The sequence below is a fragment of the Nonomuraea sp. NPDC003214 genome (genome assembly GCF_053590035.1).
Genome location: NZ_JBSFSX010000009.1, coordinates 413,403 through 429,259, shown reverse-complemented (window position 1 = coordinate 429,259; position 15,857 = coordinate 413,403). Strand labels below are relative to the sequence as shown.

Here is a 15,857-nt window from a genome sequence, read left to right as displayed (position 1 = left end):
CTAACATGGCTACAGCAACAGTTTTCCCGTGGAACTCCTTTGACGAGGCCTTTCGCAGCCAGCCCGAGTCGTTGGCGGACCTCGCCGGGGCTCTGCCGGGGCAGCTTGACCGTCACGGCGGCGTCACCCGCCTCGTCGCCTTCGCGATCGGGGCCAGCCGCGCCGCCGCGCACGTGCTGGTCGCCGGGCTCACCGCGCGCGGCGTGGCGTGCGAGCTGCTGACTGGAGCCGATTTCACCGCCGACCAGGTGCGCCCGGAGACGACGTACCTGGGGGTCTCCCAGTCGGGACGCAGCGTCGAGATCGTGCGCGCGCTGTCACTGGCCCCCGAGGGGTCGCGGATGAGCGTCGTCAACCGGACGCCCTCGCCGGTGTCCGAGCTGGCCCCCCGGCACCTGTGGCTGGGCGGCGTCGCCGACTCCCGCGTGTCCACCGTCGGCTACACGGCCACCGCGCTCGCCCTGGCCATGCTGGCCGAGCACCTGACCGGCGGCGTCGACGAGCCGCGCTGGCGCTCGTTCGGCGAGCGGCTGGCCACGGTGATCGACGGGCAGCGCGCGGCAGCCGGGCGCATCGCCGCCGACCTGGTGCGCGCCGGCCACCTCGACGTGGTCTCCTCCGGAGCGGGGCTGGCGGCGGCCGAGGGCGCCTCGCTGCTGTTCCGCGAAGGCGTCGCACTGCCTGCCTCCAGCTTCGACACCCGCTCCTACCTGCACGGATTCATGGACAGCGCCCGGCCGGGCACCGTCCACGTGATCGTCGACTGCGGCAGCGAGGCGCTGCTCGCCCGCCAGCTCGCCGACCACGGCGCCACCGTGCACCTCATCGGCGCCGAACCGATCGCCTACGACGGCCCCGGCCCGCTGCACCAGATCCACCTGCCCGGGATGAGCGGCGCCGAGCTGTCCATCGCGGCCACCGTCATCTGCCAGATGGTCGTCCAGGAGGCCTGCGCGGCCACCGGCCGGCGCCCCGAGGACGCGGTGTTCACCCGCCTCGACACGAAGGTGGAGACGACCGCGTGAGCGTGGCCCCCCAGCCGCGCCCCGGCGTCGCGGGCCTCGACATCGGCGGCTCGTACCTGCGCGTCCACGTCGAGGACGCCGTCACCGGCGAGCACCTCGCCGGTCAGACCCTGCCCAACACCGACTGGAACGACCTGTCCACGGCCGGGCGCGCCGCGCTGATCCGCGCCGCCACCGGCCAGGTGGCGCCCGCGAGCCACCGGCTCGCCGCCGTCGGCGTCGGCGCCCGCGGCTGCGACTCCGAGGCGCTGACCAGGGAGCTGCACGCCGCCGTGGCCGCCGAGTTCGGCCCCGGCGTCACCGTACGGGTCTGCAACGACGCCCTGCTGGTCGGCCTGGCAGGCGGGTACGACCATGCCGTGTCGGTGATCGCGGGAACCGGGGCCGTCGTCGGCGGCCGGACCCCCGACGGCGTCACGATCCTCACCGACGGGTGGGGCTGGCTGCTCGGCGACCACGGGAGCGCGCCGCGCATCGTCATCGACGCCCTGCGGCTGTACGCCGAGAGCCTGGACCGCGGCGAGGGCGACCGGGTGTTCCGCACGTTCGTCGCGGGCGCGTTCGACGTCATCGAGGACCGCCGCCTCCCGGGAGCGCTGGAGGGCGTGCGCGAGGAGCTGGGCGAGCTCGCCGAGAGCGTCTTCGCCTGCGCGGAGGCCGGCTCCCCCAGCGCGCGGCGGGCCATCGTGGGCAACGCCCAGCGGCTCGCCGGCAACGTCGTGGCCGCGCTGCGCCTCGGGGTCCGCGCGGACGCCGTCGTCGGCGCGGGCGCGGTCATGGTCAAGCAGCCGTCGTTCCGGTCCGCGTTCGCCGAAGCGCTGGTCGAACAGGGCGTCACGCTGCCGCTGTCCGTCCTCGGCACCGAGCCGGTCTTCGGGGCCGTACGGCTCGCCCACCTGGCATATGAGGAGCAATTCGCATGACATCAGACCTGCGGCAACTCGCCCTCGGCACCGTGCTGCCCGCCTTCGAGGGCACCACCGCGCCGCCTTGGCTGCTCGACCGGCTGCGCGAGGGGATGGCGGGCGTCATCCTGTTCGGCCGCAACATCGTGTCGCCGCAGCAGGTGGCGGAGCTCGTGCGGCAGATCCGCGAGGCCCGGCCGGACGCCGTCGTGGGGATCGACGAGGAGGGCGGCGACGTCACCCGCATCCACCACGACGAGGGCAGCCCCTACCCCGGCAACCGGGTGCTGAGCGAGAACGGCGACCTGGCCGCCACCCGGGCGGTGGGCCGCGGCATCGGCGCCGAGCTGCGCGACCTCGGCGTCAACTACAACCTGGCGCCGATCGGCGACTACGTGACCGACCCGCTCAGCCCGCTGACCACCCGCTCCTACGGCCGCAGCCCGCGTGACAACGCCGAGCACGCCGCCGCCTGGATCGAGGGCCTGCAGGAGGCGGGCGTGGCGGCGTGCGTCAAGCACTACCCGGGGCTCGGCGGCTCGCTGCTGGACTCGCACCTGTCGCTCGGCCGGGTGACCGCCGGGCGGGCCGAGTTCGACGACGAGCACCTGCGGACCTTCGTCAGCGCGGCCGCCTCCGGCGTGGCGAGCATGATGACCGCGCACGTGGTGGTCGACTGCCTCGACCCCTCGGCGCCCACGACGCTCAGCCCCGCCGTGATCAGCCGCCTGCTGCGGGACGAGATCGGCTACGACGGCGTCGTCATCTCCGACGCGCTGGAGATGCACGGCGTGCTGAACCACGCCTCGTCGCTGCCCGCCGCCGCCGTGGGCGCGCTGCGCGCCGGCGTCGACGTGCTGTGCCTCGGGGCCGAGCAGTACGAGGAGGCGACCACCGCCGTCGTCGACGCGATCGTCGCCGCCGTGCGGTCCGGCGAGCTGTCCGCCGAGCGGCTGGAGGAGGCCAACCGGCGGGTCGCCGCGATGGCCCGCGCCTACCCCGGCACGGTCGGCGTGCCCGGGGCCGCCGACACCGCCGCCGAGCGCGCGGCCGGGCTGGCCGCGGCCTGGAGGGCGACCACCGTCGAGGGCGACGCGTCCATCGCGGGCGGCCCGGGTGGCACTGTGCACGTCGTCACGTTCGACGACCGGACCTCCATCGCGGCCGGGCCCGTCCCGTGGGGCATCGGGCCGGAGCTGCGCGCGGCCGGCGTCGCGTTCGCCGACCACGTCCTGACCCCGCCGATCAGCGACCTGCCCGACCTGCCGGGCCTCGGGCCGTCCGACGTCGTCGTGGCCGTCGTACGGGACCTGCCCCGCCATCCCGCCAGCGCCGAGGTCTTCGCCCGGCTGGACGCGCCGCGCCTGGTCGTCGTCGACATGGGCTACCCGGGGACGGACTACCCGCGCGCCACCGGCGTGGTACGGACCTTCGGCGCCTCCCGGGCGAGTTCCGCCGCCGCCGTACGCGCCCTGACAAGACAGGCGTGACTCCGATTGGATGACCACATGCGTTCGCCGGAACTCCCCCCGACCCAGCGCCACGTCCTGAGTCACACGCTCGGGCACGGCTCGACCACCCGGCCCCGGCTGCTCGCCGCCACCGGCCTGTCGAAGCCGAGCGTCAACGACGCCGTCAGCGCCCTGGAGGAGGCCGGCTACCTGCGCCGCAACGGCCGGCATGTCCCGGCTACGGGCAAGCCGGCCGTGCTGTTCGAGGCGGCCGACGAGGTCGGCTGGGCGCTCGGCGTCGACCTGGGCAGCTCCCACGTCGAGCTGATGGCCGTCGACCTCGCCGGGGCGCGCACCACGCACGTGTCCATCTCCGAGCCGGTCCGCCCCGGCGAGGCCCGCCGCCGCGAGCCGTCGCCGCACGTCATGGAGCGGGCGGCCCGGCAGCTCGCCGACTGGTGCGCCGGACGCGACCGGCTGCGGGCCGTGACGATCGCGCTGCCGCAGATCATCGACGCGCGCCGCAGCCAGGTGCCCGCCTCCGCCGGACAGGAGAAGGGCGCCGTCGCCACGCTGCTCGACGCGCTCACCGACCACTTCGACGGCCCGGTGCGGCTGGAGAACAACGTCAACTGCTCGGCGGTGGCCGAGATGCGGATCGGCGCCGGGGCCGACGTGCCGAGCCTGGCCTACCTGCAGCTCGGCGTGGGCGTCGGCGCGGGGCTCATCAACGAGGGCCGCCTGGTGCGCGGCGCGCACGGCGCGGCGGGCGAGCTGTCGCGGCTGCCGTTCCCGTGGGCCGACGGCGCCGAGCAGACCTCGCGCCACGCGATGGAGGAGCGGCTGGCGGCCTCCCGCCTGGTCGACTCCTACCGCTCGCAGGCTCCCGGCGCGGCCTCCGTCGGCGAGGTGGTCAAGGCGATCCTGGCCGACGTCGCCGCCGGCTCGGCCGAGGCCAAGGCCGTGCTCGACGCGTACGTGCTGGACGTCGCCAGGGCGTGCGCCGCGCTCGCGGCGGTCGTCGACCCCGACCTGGTGGTGATCGGCGGCGAGATCGGCGACGCTCCCGAGGTCGTCGAGGCGGTGCAGGCGGCGGCCCGGCCGCTGCACGAGTTCGTGGCGATCTCCAGCAGCGTCGTCGGCGCGCTCGCCACCGTGCTCGGCGCCGTCATCCTCGGCCTCGAACAGGCCCACTCCGAGCTTCTCGGCGAGTACGCGGTGCACGCGACGGCCGCCGTCGACCGGCTGCGCGCCGAGCGGCCGTAGCGCGCCGGGCTCCCCAGGCATGAGTCACCCGGCCTGGGGAAGCCAGCCGTCATGAGCAAAAAAGTCGAGGACTGGAGTGCGCTCGACGGCGCATCGAACAAGCTCGCGGGCCTGGTCGGACGGCTGACACGCCCCGACGCGATCAAGAACGCGCTGTCGGGCACCTGGCTGGGCCACTCGCTGCACCCCGTTCTTACGGACCTGCCCATCGGCGCCTGGACCATGGCCTCCTTCCTGGACGTGGCCGGAGGCGAGGCCGGGGCCGAGTCGGCGCGCCGCCTGGTCGGCGTCGGGCTGATCGCCACGGTGCCCGCTGCGGCGGCGGGGGCGTCCGACTGGTCGGAGACCTACGGGCCCGAGCAGCGGACCGGGCTCGTGCACGCGCTGTGCAACGTGACGGCGACCGCGCTCCAGGCGGCCTCCTGGGTCGCGCGCGGGCGCGGGCAGCGGCGGGCCGGGATGCTGCTGAGCGGCGCGGGCCTGGCCATGACGTCGATCGGCGCGTACCTGGGCGGACGCCTGTCGCTCGTGCAGGGCGTCGGCGTCAACCACACCGCGTTCCAGCAGCCCGTCACCGACTGGACCGACGTCGCGGCGGTGGCCGAGGTGAGCGACGGCCGGCCGCACCGCGTCACGGCGGACGGGGTGGCCGTGCTGCTCGTCCAGCACGACGGGACGCTGCACGCGCTCTCGGCCACCTGCACGCACGCCGGTGGGCCGCTGGACGAGGGCACGATCGTCGGCGACGGCTGCATCCGGTGCCCGTGGCACGGCAGCACGTTCCGGCTCGCCGACGGCAAGGTGGTGCGCGGGCCCGCGACGGTCGAGGAGCCGCGCTGGGACGTGAAGATTGACAACGGCCGGGTGCTCGTCCGGTCCACGACCGGAGACCGGGAGCCCGTCCGGGCGGTGATCCGGAGCACCGAGCGGATCACGGCACGGGCCTGACCTCGATCGCCCGCAATCCCCGGCAACGGCACGTGCCGTTCTAATAGGCTGTCCACATGACGGACACCCCACGCACCCGGGCCGACGACCGGACCGAGGCCATCCGGCGCACCACGCTCGAGCTGGCCCAGGAGGTCGGCTACGCCAAGCTCAGCATCGAGGGGGTCGCGGCCCGCGCCGGCGTCGGCAAGCACACGATCTACCGCCGCTGGCCGTCCAAGGGCGCGCTGTTCCTGGACGCGGTACTGTCACCGCAACAGCCGGACCTCGACTACCCCGACACCGGCGACGTCATGGCCGACCTCCGCACGCAGATCCACCATGCCGTCGACCTGCTCGGCCGCCCCCCGTTCGGGCCGCTCTTCCAGTCACTGATCGGCGAGGCCCAGCACAACCCGGCCGTCGCCGCCGAGCTGAACGAGCGCTTCACCAAGCCTCAGGAGGCCAAGACCGTCGCCCGGCTCACCAAGGCCAGGGAGCAGGGGCAGCTCGCCCCTGAGTTCGACCTGGACCTGGCCATGTCGATCCTGACGGGGCCGCTGTTCTTCACCCTCATGGTCACGCAGGAGCCGGTGACGCACGAGTACGTCGACCGGGTGCTCGCGGCCCTCTTCGCCGGAATGCGCCCCCGCCCCTAGCCCGGCAGCGCGCCACCATCCTGGGGTGCGCACACGGGCGCGGCCTTCCAAGTCAACTCCGTGGTCGTTCGGTGGGTGAACTCTGCGACGTTCGCGATCTCGTGAGGTCGCCGCCCTGCCCGGGATCCAGGCCCCTCACCTTGGTGGAGGCCGTCGTACTGAACCTGGGCGCCGCCGCCCAACCTCTCGGGGTCAGCCGGTGAGGCCCGCCGCGCGGACGTCGCGCTCCACGATCTCCAGGGCGCGCTCCAGCGTCTTCCACCAGTCTTGGTCTTCAACGGCCACGCCGCAGTCTGGCGTCACGCACGGCTCCCCGGCAAGGGGAAGGGCGTGACAGAAAGGAGGAGCGTCATGGCGTTCACCGAGGAGGAGATCGCGTACCTGCGGTCGCAGCCGCTGGCGCGGATCGCGACGCTGGGGCCGGGCGGGCAGCCGGACGTGGTGCCGGTCGCGTTCGAGTTCGACGGCGAGCGGTTCTGGGTCGGCGGGTCGGGCGCGTCGGTGCTGGAGACGCGCAAGTTCCGCAACGTCAGGGCCGGCAACCACCTGGTGGCGGTGGTGGTCGACGACCTGGTGTCGATGGAGCCGTTCGTGGCGCGGGGGGTGCGCGTCTACGGCCGGGCCGGGGAGCCGGTGGAACGGGTCGGCATGGTGGGGCCCGGCTTCTACCTCGGCATCACGCCCGTGGTGTCGTGGAGCTGGAACCTGGCGGGCGAGCCGGTGGGCGCCACCTGGTACGAGGCGCGCAGGACAGTGCACTGAGGGCCGGGCCCGGGGTGGTTGCCGGGCCCGGGCGCGGGGTCAGCGGGGCAGGGACGACCAGGGGAGGCCGTCGGTGGGCCAGAGTTCGGCCTGCCGCTTGAGCGTGTTCTCGACCCGGCCGCCGACGGGGCAGCGGTAGCCGTGCGGGGGCACGGTCAGCGAGATCAGGTAGTTGTCGATGGGCACCGTGCTGCACTCGTCCTTGCCGTAGATGCGGTGGCCCCAGCCTTCGTAGGTGAGCAGCACCGCCTTGCGGCCGAGCTGCCTGGCGACGTTGGCCGACCAGCCGTACGGGGTGGACGGGTCGTGCAGCGAGTTGCCGAGCAGCAGCGGCGCGCTGCCCTTGTAGCGCAGCCGGTGCTGCGGGTTGTTGGTGGGGTGGTTGAGGCAGACGGGCAGGTCCTCGATCGGCATCGGGTTGAAGCGCATGTCGGGGGCCCGGCGGGCGGAGCTGCGCAGCAGTGCGGCGTATTCGCGGTAGTTGCGCACCCGCAGGCTGTAGTCCTGGCACAGGATGACGGTCGGCAGGTGGGCGAGTTCGCCCTGCACGGGCTGGCGGCCGGGCAGCGGGGGCACCCAGTCGGGCGGGGTGCCGCCGTTGAGCGCGTTGATCATCTGGGCGAGGAGCTGCCAGGCGGGGCCTTCAGTGCCGAGGACGCCCTGCCACAGCACCTGCAGCTCGGTCATCGGCCGGTCGGGCACGCCGGGGTAGTAGAGCTCGCCGCGCCGGGCCTTGGCCAGCAGGTCCTTCCAGATCGCGCGGACGTCCTGGCCGTGCAGGGCGCAGCTCGGCTCCTGGTCGCACCAGCCGACGAACTGGTCGAAGGCGTCCTCGACGGCGGCGGCCTCGGTGTCGAGGAACTGCTTGACGCGCAGGCTGTGGTCCATGTTGCTGTCGAGAGCGAGCGCGCGGATCCGGCCGGGGAACAGCTCGGCGTACATCTGGCCGATCAGCGTGCCGTACGAGATCCCGTAGTAGGTGAGCTTCTCCTCGCCGAGTGCGGCGCGGATGGCGTCCAGGTCGCGGGCCACGCTGACGGAGTCGACGTGGTCGTACAGGGGGCCGGTGCGGGCGCGGCAGTCGGCGCGCAGCCGCTCGTTGTAGGCGGTCCACCTGTCGAAGTCGGCCTGGCTGGTCATGACGGCGTACGGCATCTCGTTGTAGACGGACGCCGAGCAGACCACGGGGTTGCTGCGGCCGACGCCGCGCGGGTCGAACCCGACGATGTCGAAGTGCCGCTGCAGTTCGGGGGTGAAGAAGCCGGGGGCGCCGTAGGCGGCTTCGACGCCGGAGCCGCCGGGGCCGCCGGGGTTGATCACCAGTGAGCCGATGCGGGCGGCGGGGTCGGTGGCCTTGCGCCTGGCCAGGGCGAGCTCGACGGTGGGGCCGTCAGGCTGGGACCAGTCGATCGGGACGGCCAGCTTGCCGCACTCGGCGGCGGGCTCCTCTTCGCACGGCGTCCAGGTGATCGCCTGGGGCGGCTGCTGGGGGCTGGCTCCGGCGGCCTGAACGGGTAAGACTGCCGCGACCGTGACGAAGGCGGTCGCCAGCAGGGTCAATCTTCTCTTCACATCGCTCCCATCGGTCATCCGGCCGAGTTAGATCATGCCGGGTCGGCAGGGCGTGCGAAGCAAGATGGGAAATGTCGTGGTTGTCGGGCAAACGGCTGTCTTGACGGTGGGGGAAACGGCGATCTAGCCTCACTTTTAGGAAACTTTCCTAAAAGTAAAACCCCCCACCCCTGGAGACTCGTATGAGCCTTCGTCATCGTGCCGCCGTTCTGGCGGGCGCCGCAGCCCTGGCCTTCGGCCCGGCCGTCCTCCTCGCCTCCCCCGCCGCCGCCGCGCCTACGGGATGCACCACCCAGTACGGCGCCGGCTGGGCGAGCAGCTTCTGCTCCTCCGGCACCGGCAAGCACCATGTCGTCGTCCTGCAGAAGCACGCGTCGCCGATCGCCGGCCCCATCCTCGTCGTCGGCCCCTGCGTGCCGGTCGGGCAGACCTCGCACACCTCCATCACCCCCTGGCCCATCGTCTCGATCCGCGCCAACACTTGCGGCTGAGCCGGCATCGGCGCGGCGGCCCCGGCCGCCGCGCCTTCGCGGTTCCCGGGGTCAGCCCGCGCTGCAGGAGACCGTCGGCCAGGTCCAGTTGCCGTTGTGCTGGATGGTCACGCCCCAGTTGTTGCCGTTGCCGTTCGGCCTGGCGGTGAGCACCTGGGAGCTGGGATAACTGGCGCTGACGTTCCAGGTGGACAGGACCTTCGCCGGGGAGGGCACGTTCATCGTCACGGTCCAGTTGCTGGAGCCGCTGACCGCGACGTTCAGGTTGTAGCGGTCGCTCCACTGCTGGCCCGCCGACAGCGTCGCCGAGCACCCGCCGCTCCCGTTGCCCCCGTCGCCGCCTCCGGTGGTGCCGCCCACCGTGATGTTGGAGCTGCCGCTGCTCTGGTAGCCCTCGGTCGCCATGATCATGTAGTCATGGCTGCCCAGGTTCATGCCGTGTCTGGCCCAGGCGTCGAAGTGATTGCCCGAGGTGATGGTGCCGCCGGTCTTCTTCGACTGCCGGACGCTCCAGTACTGGTTGAACGTCCTGGTCCCCTCGATCGACGGGGCGTTGTAGCGGGTCGTCTGGTAGATGTCGTACGTGCCGCCGTCGCTGGTGACCGTGCCCTTGTACGTGCCCGTGGGCCGGTAGGTGCCCCAGTTGTCGACGATGTAGTACTCGACGAGCGGGTTCCTCGTCCAGCCATAGAGGGTCAGGTAGGCGTTGCCTGACGGGTTGAAGCTGCCCGAATAGCTGACGGTGCGGCGTCCGCCGGTGCTCCAGCCCTTGCCCGCGACGAAGTTGCCGGTGTTGCGCCACGAGGTGCTGTAGTTGCCGCCGGAGCCCAGCTCCATGGAGACGGTGCCGTTGCTGTCGGTCCAGAACGAGTAGAAGTAGCCGTTGTTGGTGCCCGTCTGGTTGGTCGTGATGGCCGCGTGGGCGACGCCGGGGAGCATCGCCGTGGCCACGGCCACCGCCACGACGCAGGAGCGGGCGACGAACCGCCTGATGGGTCCGCGGCGTTTCGGGGGTGCGAGGGGCTCGTTCATGTGCGCGCTTCCTCCTCGAAACTATCGGCAAGTTGGCGAAAGTATCGGCTCGAATTTGTCAAGCTGTCAATGCCGCCCACTCGCCGCGACGCCGAGGCCCCGACCCACCTGCGCAATCACCTCGATGAAAATTTCGTACGACTACCGAAACATCAGCTCGCCCCCCAGATCGGCCGGTCCGGGTCGCCGGGCGGGAGCTTCGACAGGATCAGGGCGACCTGGTTCCAGTCCCCCACCTCGACGTTGTCCCTCATCAGGCGCAGCCGCCGGGCGATCTCCCCGTGCCCGGTCAGGAAGTTCGCCACCCCCTCCTGGATCTGCCCGGTCACCGCCTCGTACCCCGACGCGCCGCCCTCCCCCTTGAGGAACGTGGCGCCCAGGTCGTCGTCACCCCAGAACGCGCCGATCGCCTCCAGGTCCCTGGCCGCCTCGCCGACGAACCGCCCGAGCTCGTCCCGCTCGACGTCGAACGCGTGCGCCGCCGAGCGCATCAGGTGCTTGTGGATGTCCATGCCGTCCTCCTCAGCTCGCGGGTTTGTGCGCCATCGTGAAGTAGAGGAGCAGCCGGCCCAGCGTCTCCTTCCATGTCGGGATCAGCTCGGCGCCCTCCTGCCCGTTCATGGCGTCGTACGAGGGGCCGTATCCGATGGAGCCGCCGGCCACCCGGCTCAGGAAGTAGCGGACGTCGGGATTCTGGCTGATCCTGCCGGCCAGGGGCATCGCGGCGTCGAACGCGCCGTAGAAGGCGACCGAGGCGGCGAACTCCTTGAGCGCCTGCGTGGCGTTCTGCTCCAGCGAGCCCGGGTCCTCCCCGCGCAGCGCCTTCACGCCCGCGACCACGGCCACGTCCCCGACGGCGAAGAAGGTGCTGCCGATCGTGTACTCCGTCAGCTTGGCCAGCACGATCCTGGCGACGCTGTGCTCCAGCAGCTTGGCCAGCATGCCCGCCTGCGCCCGCCGCATGAGGAACTGGCTGATCTGGTACGCCGTCCCGGCCTGCCAGGGGAAGGTGGTGATGAAGATGAAGCTGGCGAAGTTGGCCAGCGCCAGCGTCCAGTACGTGTGCCGCGCGGTCTCGATGACCTCCGCGTACTCGGCGCACGCCTGGCTGTTCTGCCGGCAGCGCTGGGCGAGCCTGGCGGCGTAGCCGGCCGTGGGCGGCTGTGGATAGAGGCCGGCGGTGACCGCCTTCTTGAAGGCGTCGACCCCGGCCCCGCTGTTCTGCCGCCACACCGTCTCCGCGGCGGCGAACGTCTTGTCCGGGCTCCGCTCGACGCGTTCGGCCAGCCTGGCCCACACCTCGGCGGCCTGGCGGGCCTTGGCCGGGTCGCCGGTCGGGTAGTCCACGGCGAGCATCTTGAAGACGAACCCGGCGATGCCCAGCGCGCCGAACCCGTAGATGCTCGCGCGGCCCGGGTTGATCCTCAAGGCCGCCGCCCGCGGTCGCCCCCGGCGCCCGGCCGGTCGCCGCTCGGGCCCGCGCCGTCCAGCACGGTCTCGGCGATGAAGGGGGCCACCAGGTCGCCCGCCTCCCGCTCGGCGTCCCGGGCGGCCCGGCCCGCCGCTTCGAGGACCGCCGCCGCCAGCTCCGCGGAGCCGAGCCGCATGGCGCGCGGGTCGATGGTGAGCCCGGTCAGCGCCCCCGCCTGTGTCACCTCGGCCACCACCCGGCCCTCGGCGGCCTCCCCCCGTCCCTTGACGGCGGCCATCCGGCCGCTCAGCCGCTCGATCGCGGCCACGTCCTGCCGGAACTGGTCCAGCAGCCGGCCGAGCTCCTGGTCGCCGCCCGCGTTGAACGGATCGCCCGGTGAGGTCATCGCGTCTCCTGACTCTCGTGATCATCGCTGTACGAGAGTCAACCAGGAGGAAATACCGGCTATTTCCCTCTTTGTCAGGCGAGCGGCAGGGGCACGCCCCGCTCATTCTCCCCGCGCGGCCCGAAGATCCGGCGCTCGCCGGCGGCGATCGGCAGGTCGTTGATGCTGGCCTCGCGCCGCCGCATCAGCCCGCTCGCGTCGAACTCCCACAGCTCGTTACCGTAACTGCGCCACCATCCCCCGGCCGCGTCGCTCCACTCGTACTGGAAACGGACGGCGATCCGGTCGGCGGTGAAGGCCCACAGCTCCTTGCGCAGCGCGTAGTCCAGCTCCCTGGCCCACTTGCGGGTCAGGAAGCCGACGATCTCCTCCCTGCCGGTGACGAACTCGTCCCGGTTGCGCCAGACCGAGTCGGGCGTGTAGGCGAGGGACACGCGGCGTGGGTCACGGGTGTTCCAGGCGTCCTCGGCGGCCTGGACCTTGGCGCGGGCGCTTTCTTCGGTGAAGGGCGGGACGGTCATGAGCTCTCCTCGGTCAGTCTTCTTCGAGCGTGATCGCCTGGACGGGGCAGGCGCGCGCCGCCTCCTCGACGGCCGGCCAGTGCGCGTCGCCGGGCTCCGCGTCGTAGACCAGCTCGTCATCGGCGTCGAGGCTGAACACCTCCGGCGCGGCGAACACGCACTGGGCGTGGATCTGGCACAGGGCGTCGTCGACGCGGACCCGCATCACGCCCTCCTCTCGGCGGCCTGGGACGGGTTGAACCGGGAGTAGCCGCCGAACGACCAGCGTTGCGGAAGCCCTCCGGTGATCTGGACGGCCCGCTCGACCTCGAAGTCGACGAGCCGGTGGGCGCCGGGCACGGCCGCGGCCCGGCCGGGGTCCCAGTCGACGCGGGCCCGCCCGGTCAGCTGCAGCGTGTCGCCGTTCTCCCAGTCGAGGAACAGCAGCCCGCAGCGGGGTTCGACGGCGAGGTTGCCCAGCGTCATGAACATGGAGTTGCCCGTGTAGTCGGGCCAGGTGAGCCGCCCGTCGCCCGTCACGGTGACGAACCCGGGGTTCCCGCCCCGGTGCGAGGCGTCGGCGCCCTGCCCTGCCGCGTAGGTGGCGACGAAGAAGGTGTCGGCCCCGGCGATCCACCGCCGCTGGTGCCCGGTCAGCTCGCCGGTGACGGCCGCGGCCCGGCCCGGCGAGGGCAGCTCGTCGAGGTACGTACGCGTCTGGATGTACTTCGGGCAGTTCGCGTACACCTGGTGGGTGCTGGTGACGAGCCGGTCGCCGTCCCTGCGGGCCAGGCCGTTGACCCGCATCCGGCGCCGCCCGGAGGGCTCGATGACGAGCATGCCGAGGTCGCGTTCGGTGTCGAACAGGCCGGCCAGCGGATCGCCCGCGCCGGGCAGCCGGTCGGTGACGACGGTCCGGTCGTCCGGGGCGGTGACGAACCCCGGCGGGCCGGTGATCAGCCCGGCCCAGGCCGCGCCGGTGTCGTCGGCGGCCGCGATCACGACCAGCCGCTGCTCGCGGAGGAAGTTCGCGGCGACCGGCGGGACGGCCGCGCCGACACCCGCCGATCCCCATCCGTCGGTGGTCAGCCCGGCCCGGCGTTGCACCACGTGTTCGCCGTGGTGGAGCACGGTCGGCTCCTTTCCTGGCCGCTGGGTTCTAGAAGAAGCCGCACGTCGGCGCGCCCTTGGTGGGCGCGGGTGCGGTGTCGGCGCCGGAGGGGGCGTAGATCTCCAGGCGGATGCCGTCCGGGTCGGTGAAGAACACGCCGCCGGACGAGGCGCCCTCGCCGTGCGGGACGACGCCGTCGTGCAGCGGCTGCACGCCGAGCCCGCGCAGGACGGCCTCCGCGCGGTGGACCGTCTCGATGTCGGGGGCCTGGAACGACAGGTGGTGCAGGCCGGGCCGGTCCGCGGGGAACGAGCCGTCGCTCTGCTGCCACAGCGTGACCATCAGGGCGCCGTCGCGGCCGAGGAGGGCGTAGCGGCGGTCGCCGTCGGTCTGCTCGTTGTAGACCTCCAGCTCCAGGACCTGGCGGTAGAAGGCGGTGGAGCGGGCCAGGTCGGTCACGTTCAGGCCGACGTGTCCGGTCCGCAGGGCCAATGCGCTCATGCGAGTCCTCCGGTTTTTCTCATGGTTAAAGGCAAGTATGAACGTTAGAAATATGGCGGACGGTCCTCACGGTGTCAAGCTGCCGGTAGCGTTAGAAGTGTGGATGTGGCAGACCTCACCGGTGGCGGCGCTCCCCAGCTCGGGGAGCTGCCGCCGATCGAACTCGGCAACACCACCCATGCCGTGCGCGGCCAGGTCCTCGACGGCCTGCGTACCGCCGAGCACCTGGCCGCGTGGCTGCGCGACGTGCGCGACCGGCTCGCCGTCCCGCTCTCGGACGCCGACCTCCTGGGCGTGACCGGCGACGACCTGCGTCACGCGCGGGAGCTGCGGGAGGCCGTCCGCGCCCTCGCCGCCGCGGCCGTCGCCGGGCAGGAGTCCGACCCCGGCTCGGTCGCGACGCTCAACGCCCACGCCGCCCGCGCCCCGCGCTGGCACGAGCTGCGCACCGGCCCCGAGCCGCAGGCCGTCGTGCGCACCGCCGGGCGCGCCGTCGACGCCGCGCTCTCCGCGCTGGCCGAGGACGCCGTCACCCTGTTCGCCGGGCCGCAGCGCCACGAGTTGCGCGCCTGCCAGGCCCCGGGATGCGTGCTTTACTTCCTGCGCGAATCCGCGCGGCGCGAGTGGTGCTCGGCCGGCTGCGGCAACCGGGCCAGGGCCGCCCGCCACTACGCCAAGGTGCGCGGCACGAAGAAGCCCACCGGGGCCGCATAGCCCGGAGCCTCCAGACTAAGCAACCTCAGTTGACTAAATTCGAAATAGTCAACTACGGTTGCTTGCATCTTCCCCTGACGCCTCTGGAGGCACCATGTCCCCGTTCCGCCCCGATCAGCTCGCCGCCGCCCTCGACCGGGCCGTGGCCGGCGGCGACGGCCCCGGCATCGTCGCCGAGCTGCGTGACCGCGACGGGACCCGCTGGTTCGGCACGGCGGGAGTGGCCGACCTGACCACCGGCCGCGAGCGGCGGCCCGGCGAGCACTTCCGCATCGGCAGCTTCACCAAGGCGTTCGCCGGCACGGTCGTCCTGCGCCTGGCCGCCGAGGGCAGGCTGAGCCTGGACGACACGGTGGCCACGTGGCTGCCCGGCGTGGTCGAGGAGCACCTGGGCGGCGACGGCTCCGCGATCACCGTCAGGCAGCTGCTCAACCACACCAGCGGGCTGCCCGACGCCGTCATCGGCCAGGAGCCCCCGCGGCCCGAGAAGCCGGGCACACGCTTCATCTACTCCAAGCTCAACTACACGCTGGCCGGGATGATCGTCGAGGGTGCGACCGGCTCCACTCTGGCCGCCGAGATCGACCGCCGCATCGCCGGCCCGCTCGGCCTGACCGGGACGTACCTGCCGACGGGTGCCGAAACGGTCCGCGAGCCGCGCGCCCGGCACTACTCCCGCTCCGACGAGGGCGGCGCGCCCGCCGACCTCCACGACGTGACGGACGCCGACCTGAGCTGGGCCGGGGCCGCGGGCGGCATGGTCTCGACGACCGCCGATCTGCACCGGTTCCTGCGCGCCCTGCTGCACGGTGAGCTGCTGCCGCCCGCCCAGCAGGAGGAGATGTTCACCACGGTCCCGACCGACGGCGCGGACTGGGTGCCCGGCACCCGCTACGGCCTCGGCGTCTACGAGCAGCGGCTCCCGTGCGGGGTGACGCTCTGGGGCGGCGGCGGCTTCATCCAGGGCTCGACCTCGTTCGCGATGGGCGACCGCCAGGGCCACCGCACGCTGGTGGTCAACCTCAACGGCGACTGGAACGACTTCCTGAAGACCTTCGACGACCTGTACGAAACGGCCTTCCGCCCGGCCCGGGACGCGTGAGCGCCCGGCGTCGGCGACGCCG

19 protein-coding genes are annotated in these 15,857 nt (G+C 72.7%); 10 read left to right on the top strand and 9 right to left on the bottom strand.

From position 1 onward, the window contains the following. Positions 1–5 precede the first annotated feature (5 nt). The 7 genes from ACWDXC_RS29915 to ACWDXC_RS29885 all read left to right on the top strand — a co-directional run bounded on the left by ACWDXC_RS29915 (position 6) and on the right by ACWDXC_RS29885 (position 6,995). Positions 6–1,025, top strand: a complete 1,020-nt coding sequence (locus ACWDXC_RS29915; RefSeq protein WP_449987146.1) for a hypothetical protein — start codon at positions 6–8, stop codon at positions 1,023–1,025. Then, positions 1,022–1,948 (top strand): BadF/BadG/BcrA/BcrD ATPase family protein, encoded by a 927-nt coding sequence (locus ACWDXC_RS29910; RefSeq protein ID WP_449987145.1) that lies wholly within the window; start codon positions 1,022–1,024, stop codon positions 1,946–1,948. The genes ACWDXC_RS29915 and ACWDXC_RS29910 overlap by 4 nt, the downstream gene beginning before the upstream one ends. Beyond that, positions 1,945–3,420 (top strand): glycoside hydrolase family 3 N-terminal domain-containing protein, encoded by a 1,476-nt coding sequence (locus tag ACWDXC_RS29905; RefSeq protein WP_449987143.1) that lies wholly within the window; start codon positions 1,945–1,947, stop codon positions 3,418–3,420. Before ACWDXC_RS29910 ends, ACWDXC_RS29905 begins: the two co-directional genes overlap by 4 nt. An 18-nt stretch (positions 3,421–3,438) precedes the next feature. After that, entirely contained in the window at positions 3,439–4,647 is a 1,209-nt protein-coding gene (locus ACWDXC_RS29900; RefSeq protein WP_357583470.1) for an ROK family transcriptional regulator, read from the top strand. A gap of 51 nt (positions 4,648–4,698) precedes the next feature. Then, positions 4,699–5,595, top strand: coding sequence for a Rieske 2Fe-2S domain-containing protein (locus ACWDXC_RS29895; RefSeq protein WP_449987141.1), 897 nt, complete (start codon positions 4,699–4,701; stop codon positions 5,593–5,595). 56 nt (positions 5,596–5,651) lie between these two features. Then, positions 5,652–6,233 carry a TetR/AcrR family transcriptional regulator gene (locus ACWDXC_RS29890; RefSeq protein ID WP_449987139.1) on the top strand — a complete coding sequence of 194 codons (582 nt, stop codon included), beginning with the start codon at positions 5,652–5,654 and terminating at the stop codon, positions 6,231–6,233. 351 nt (positions 6,234–6,584) lie between these two features. Further along, complete coding sequence (locus ACWDXC_RS29885; protein WP_219510334.1) at positions 6,585–6,995, top strand: PPOX class F420-dependent oxidoreductase; 411 nt, start codon at positions 6,585–6,587, stop codon at positions 6,993–6,995. Between the two features lie 39 nt (positions 6,996–7,034). Here ACWDXC_RS29885 and ACWDXC_RS29880 read toward each other — a convergent pair whose 3' ends face one another. Next, on the bottom strand, positions 7,035–8,567 hold the full coding sequence (locus ACWDXC_RS29880) for an alpha/beta fold hydrolase (protein WP_449987137.1): 1,533 nt from the start codon (positions 8,565–8,567) through the stop codon (positions 7,035–7,037). Positions 8,568–8,749: 182 nt separating this feature from the next. Here ACWDXC_RS29880 and ACWDXC_RS29875 point away from each other — a divergent pair, with 182 nt between their 5' ends. Then, on the top strand, positions 8,750–9,058 hold the full coding sequence (locus ACWDXC_RS29875) for a hypothetical protein (RefSeq protein ID WP_449987136.1): 309 nt from the start codon (positions 8,750–8,752) through the stop codon (positions 9,056–9,058). A gap of 51 nt (positions 9,059–9,109) precedes the next feature. Here ACWDXC_RS29875 and ACWDXC_RS29870 read toward each other — a convergent pair whose 3' ends face one another. The 8 genes from ACWDXC_RS29870 to ACWDXC_RS29835 all read right to left on the bottom strand — a co-directional run bounded on the left by ACWDXC_RS29870 (position 9,110) and on the right by ACWDXC_RS29835 (position 14,019). Next, positions 9,110–10,090 (bottom strand): glycoside hydrolase family 11 protein, encoded by a 981-nt coding sequence (locus ACWDXC_RS29870; RefSeq protein ID WP_449987134.1) that lies wholly within the window; start codon positions 10,088–10,090, stop codon positions 9,110–9,112. Between the two features lie 152 nt (positions 10,091–10,242). Then, complete coding sequence (locus ACWDXC_RS29865; RefSeq protein ID WP_449987132.1) at positions 10,243–10,602, bottom strand: hypothetical protein; 360 nt, start codon at positions 10,600–10,602, stop codon at positions 10,243–10,245. 10 nt (positions 10,603–10,612) lie between these two features. After that, entirely contained in the window at positions 10,613–11,518 is a 906-nt protein-coding gene (locus tag ACWDXC_RS29860) for a WXG100-like domain-containing protein (protein WP_357583460.1), read from the bottom strand. Next, positions 11,515–11,907 carry a YbaB/EbfC family nucleoid-associated protein gene (locus ACWDXC_RS29855; protein ID WP_449987129.1) on the bottom strand — a complete coding sequence of 131 codons (393 nt, stop codon included), beginning with the start codon at positions 11,905–11,907 and terminating at the stop codon, positions 11,515–11,517. The genes ACWDXC_RS29860 and ACWDXC_RS29855 overlap by 4 nt, the downstream gene beginning before the upstream one ends. Before the next feature lie 74 nt (positions 11,908–11,981). Beyond that, positions 11,982–12,428, bottom strand: a complete 447-nt coding sequence (locus ACWDXC_RS29850; RefSeq protein ID WP_449987127.1) for a nuclear transport factor 2 family protein — start codon at positions 12,426–12,428, stop codon at positions 11,982–11,984. A gap of 13 nt (positions 12,429–12,441) precedes the next feature. Next, entirely contained in the window at positions 12,442–12,633 is a 192-nt protein-coding gene (locus ACWDXC_RS29845; protein ID WP_449987125.1) for a ferredoxin, read from the bottom strand. Further along, positions 12,633–13,538: a pyridoxamine 5'-phosphate oxidase family protein gene (locus ACWDXC_RS29840; RefSeq protein WP_449987123.1), complete on the bottom strand. Its 906-nt coding sequence runs from the start codon at positions 13,536–13,538 to the stop codon at positions 12,633–12,635. Before ACWDXC_RS29840 ends, ACWDXC_RS29845 begins: the two co-directional genes overlap by 1 nt. 28 nt (positions 13,539–13,566) lie before the next feature. Further along, a complete protein-coding gene (locus ACWDXC_RS29835) occupies positions 13,567–14,019 on the bottom strand; it encodes a VOC family protein (RefSeq protein ID WP_449987121.1) in 453 nt (150 codons plus the stop codon). 99 nt (positions 14,020–14,118) lie between these two features. On the opposite strand from ACWDXC_RS29835, the gene ACWDXC_RS29830 reads away from it, so the two are divergent. Both ACWDXC_RS29830 and ACWDXC_RS29825 read left to right on the top strand, forming a co-directional pair. Beyond that, positions 14,119–14,733, top strand: coding sequence for a CGNR zinc finger domain-containing protein (locus ACWDXC_RS29830; RefSeq protein ID WP_449987119.1), 615 nt, complete (start codon positions 14,119–14,121; stop codon positions 14,731–14,733). 94 nt (positions 14,734–14,827) lie between these two features. Then, positions 14,828–15,835 (top strand): serine hydrolase domain-containing protein, encoded by a 1,008-nt coding sequence (locus ACWDXC_RS29825; protein WP_449987117.1) that lies wholly within the window; start codon positions 14,828–14,830, stop codon positions 15,833–15,835. Positions 15,836–15,857 lie beyond the last annotated feature (22 nt).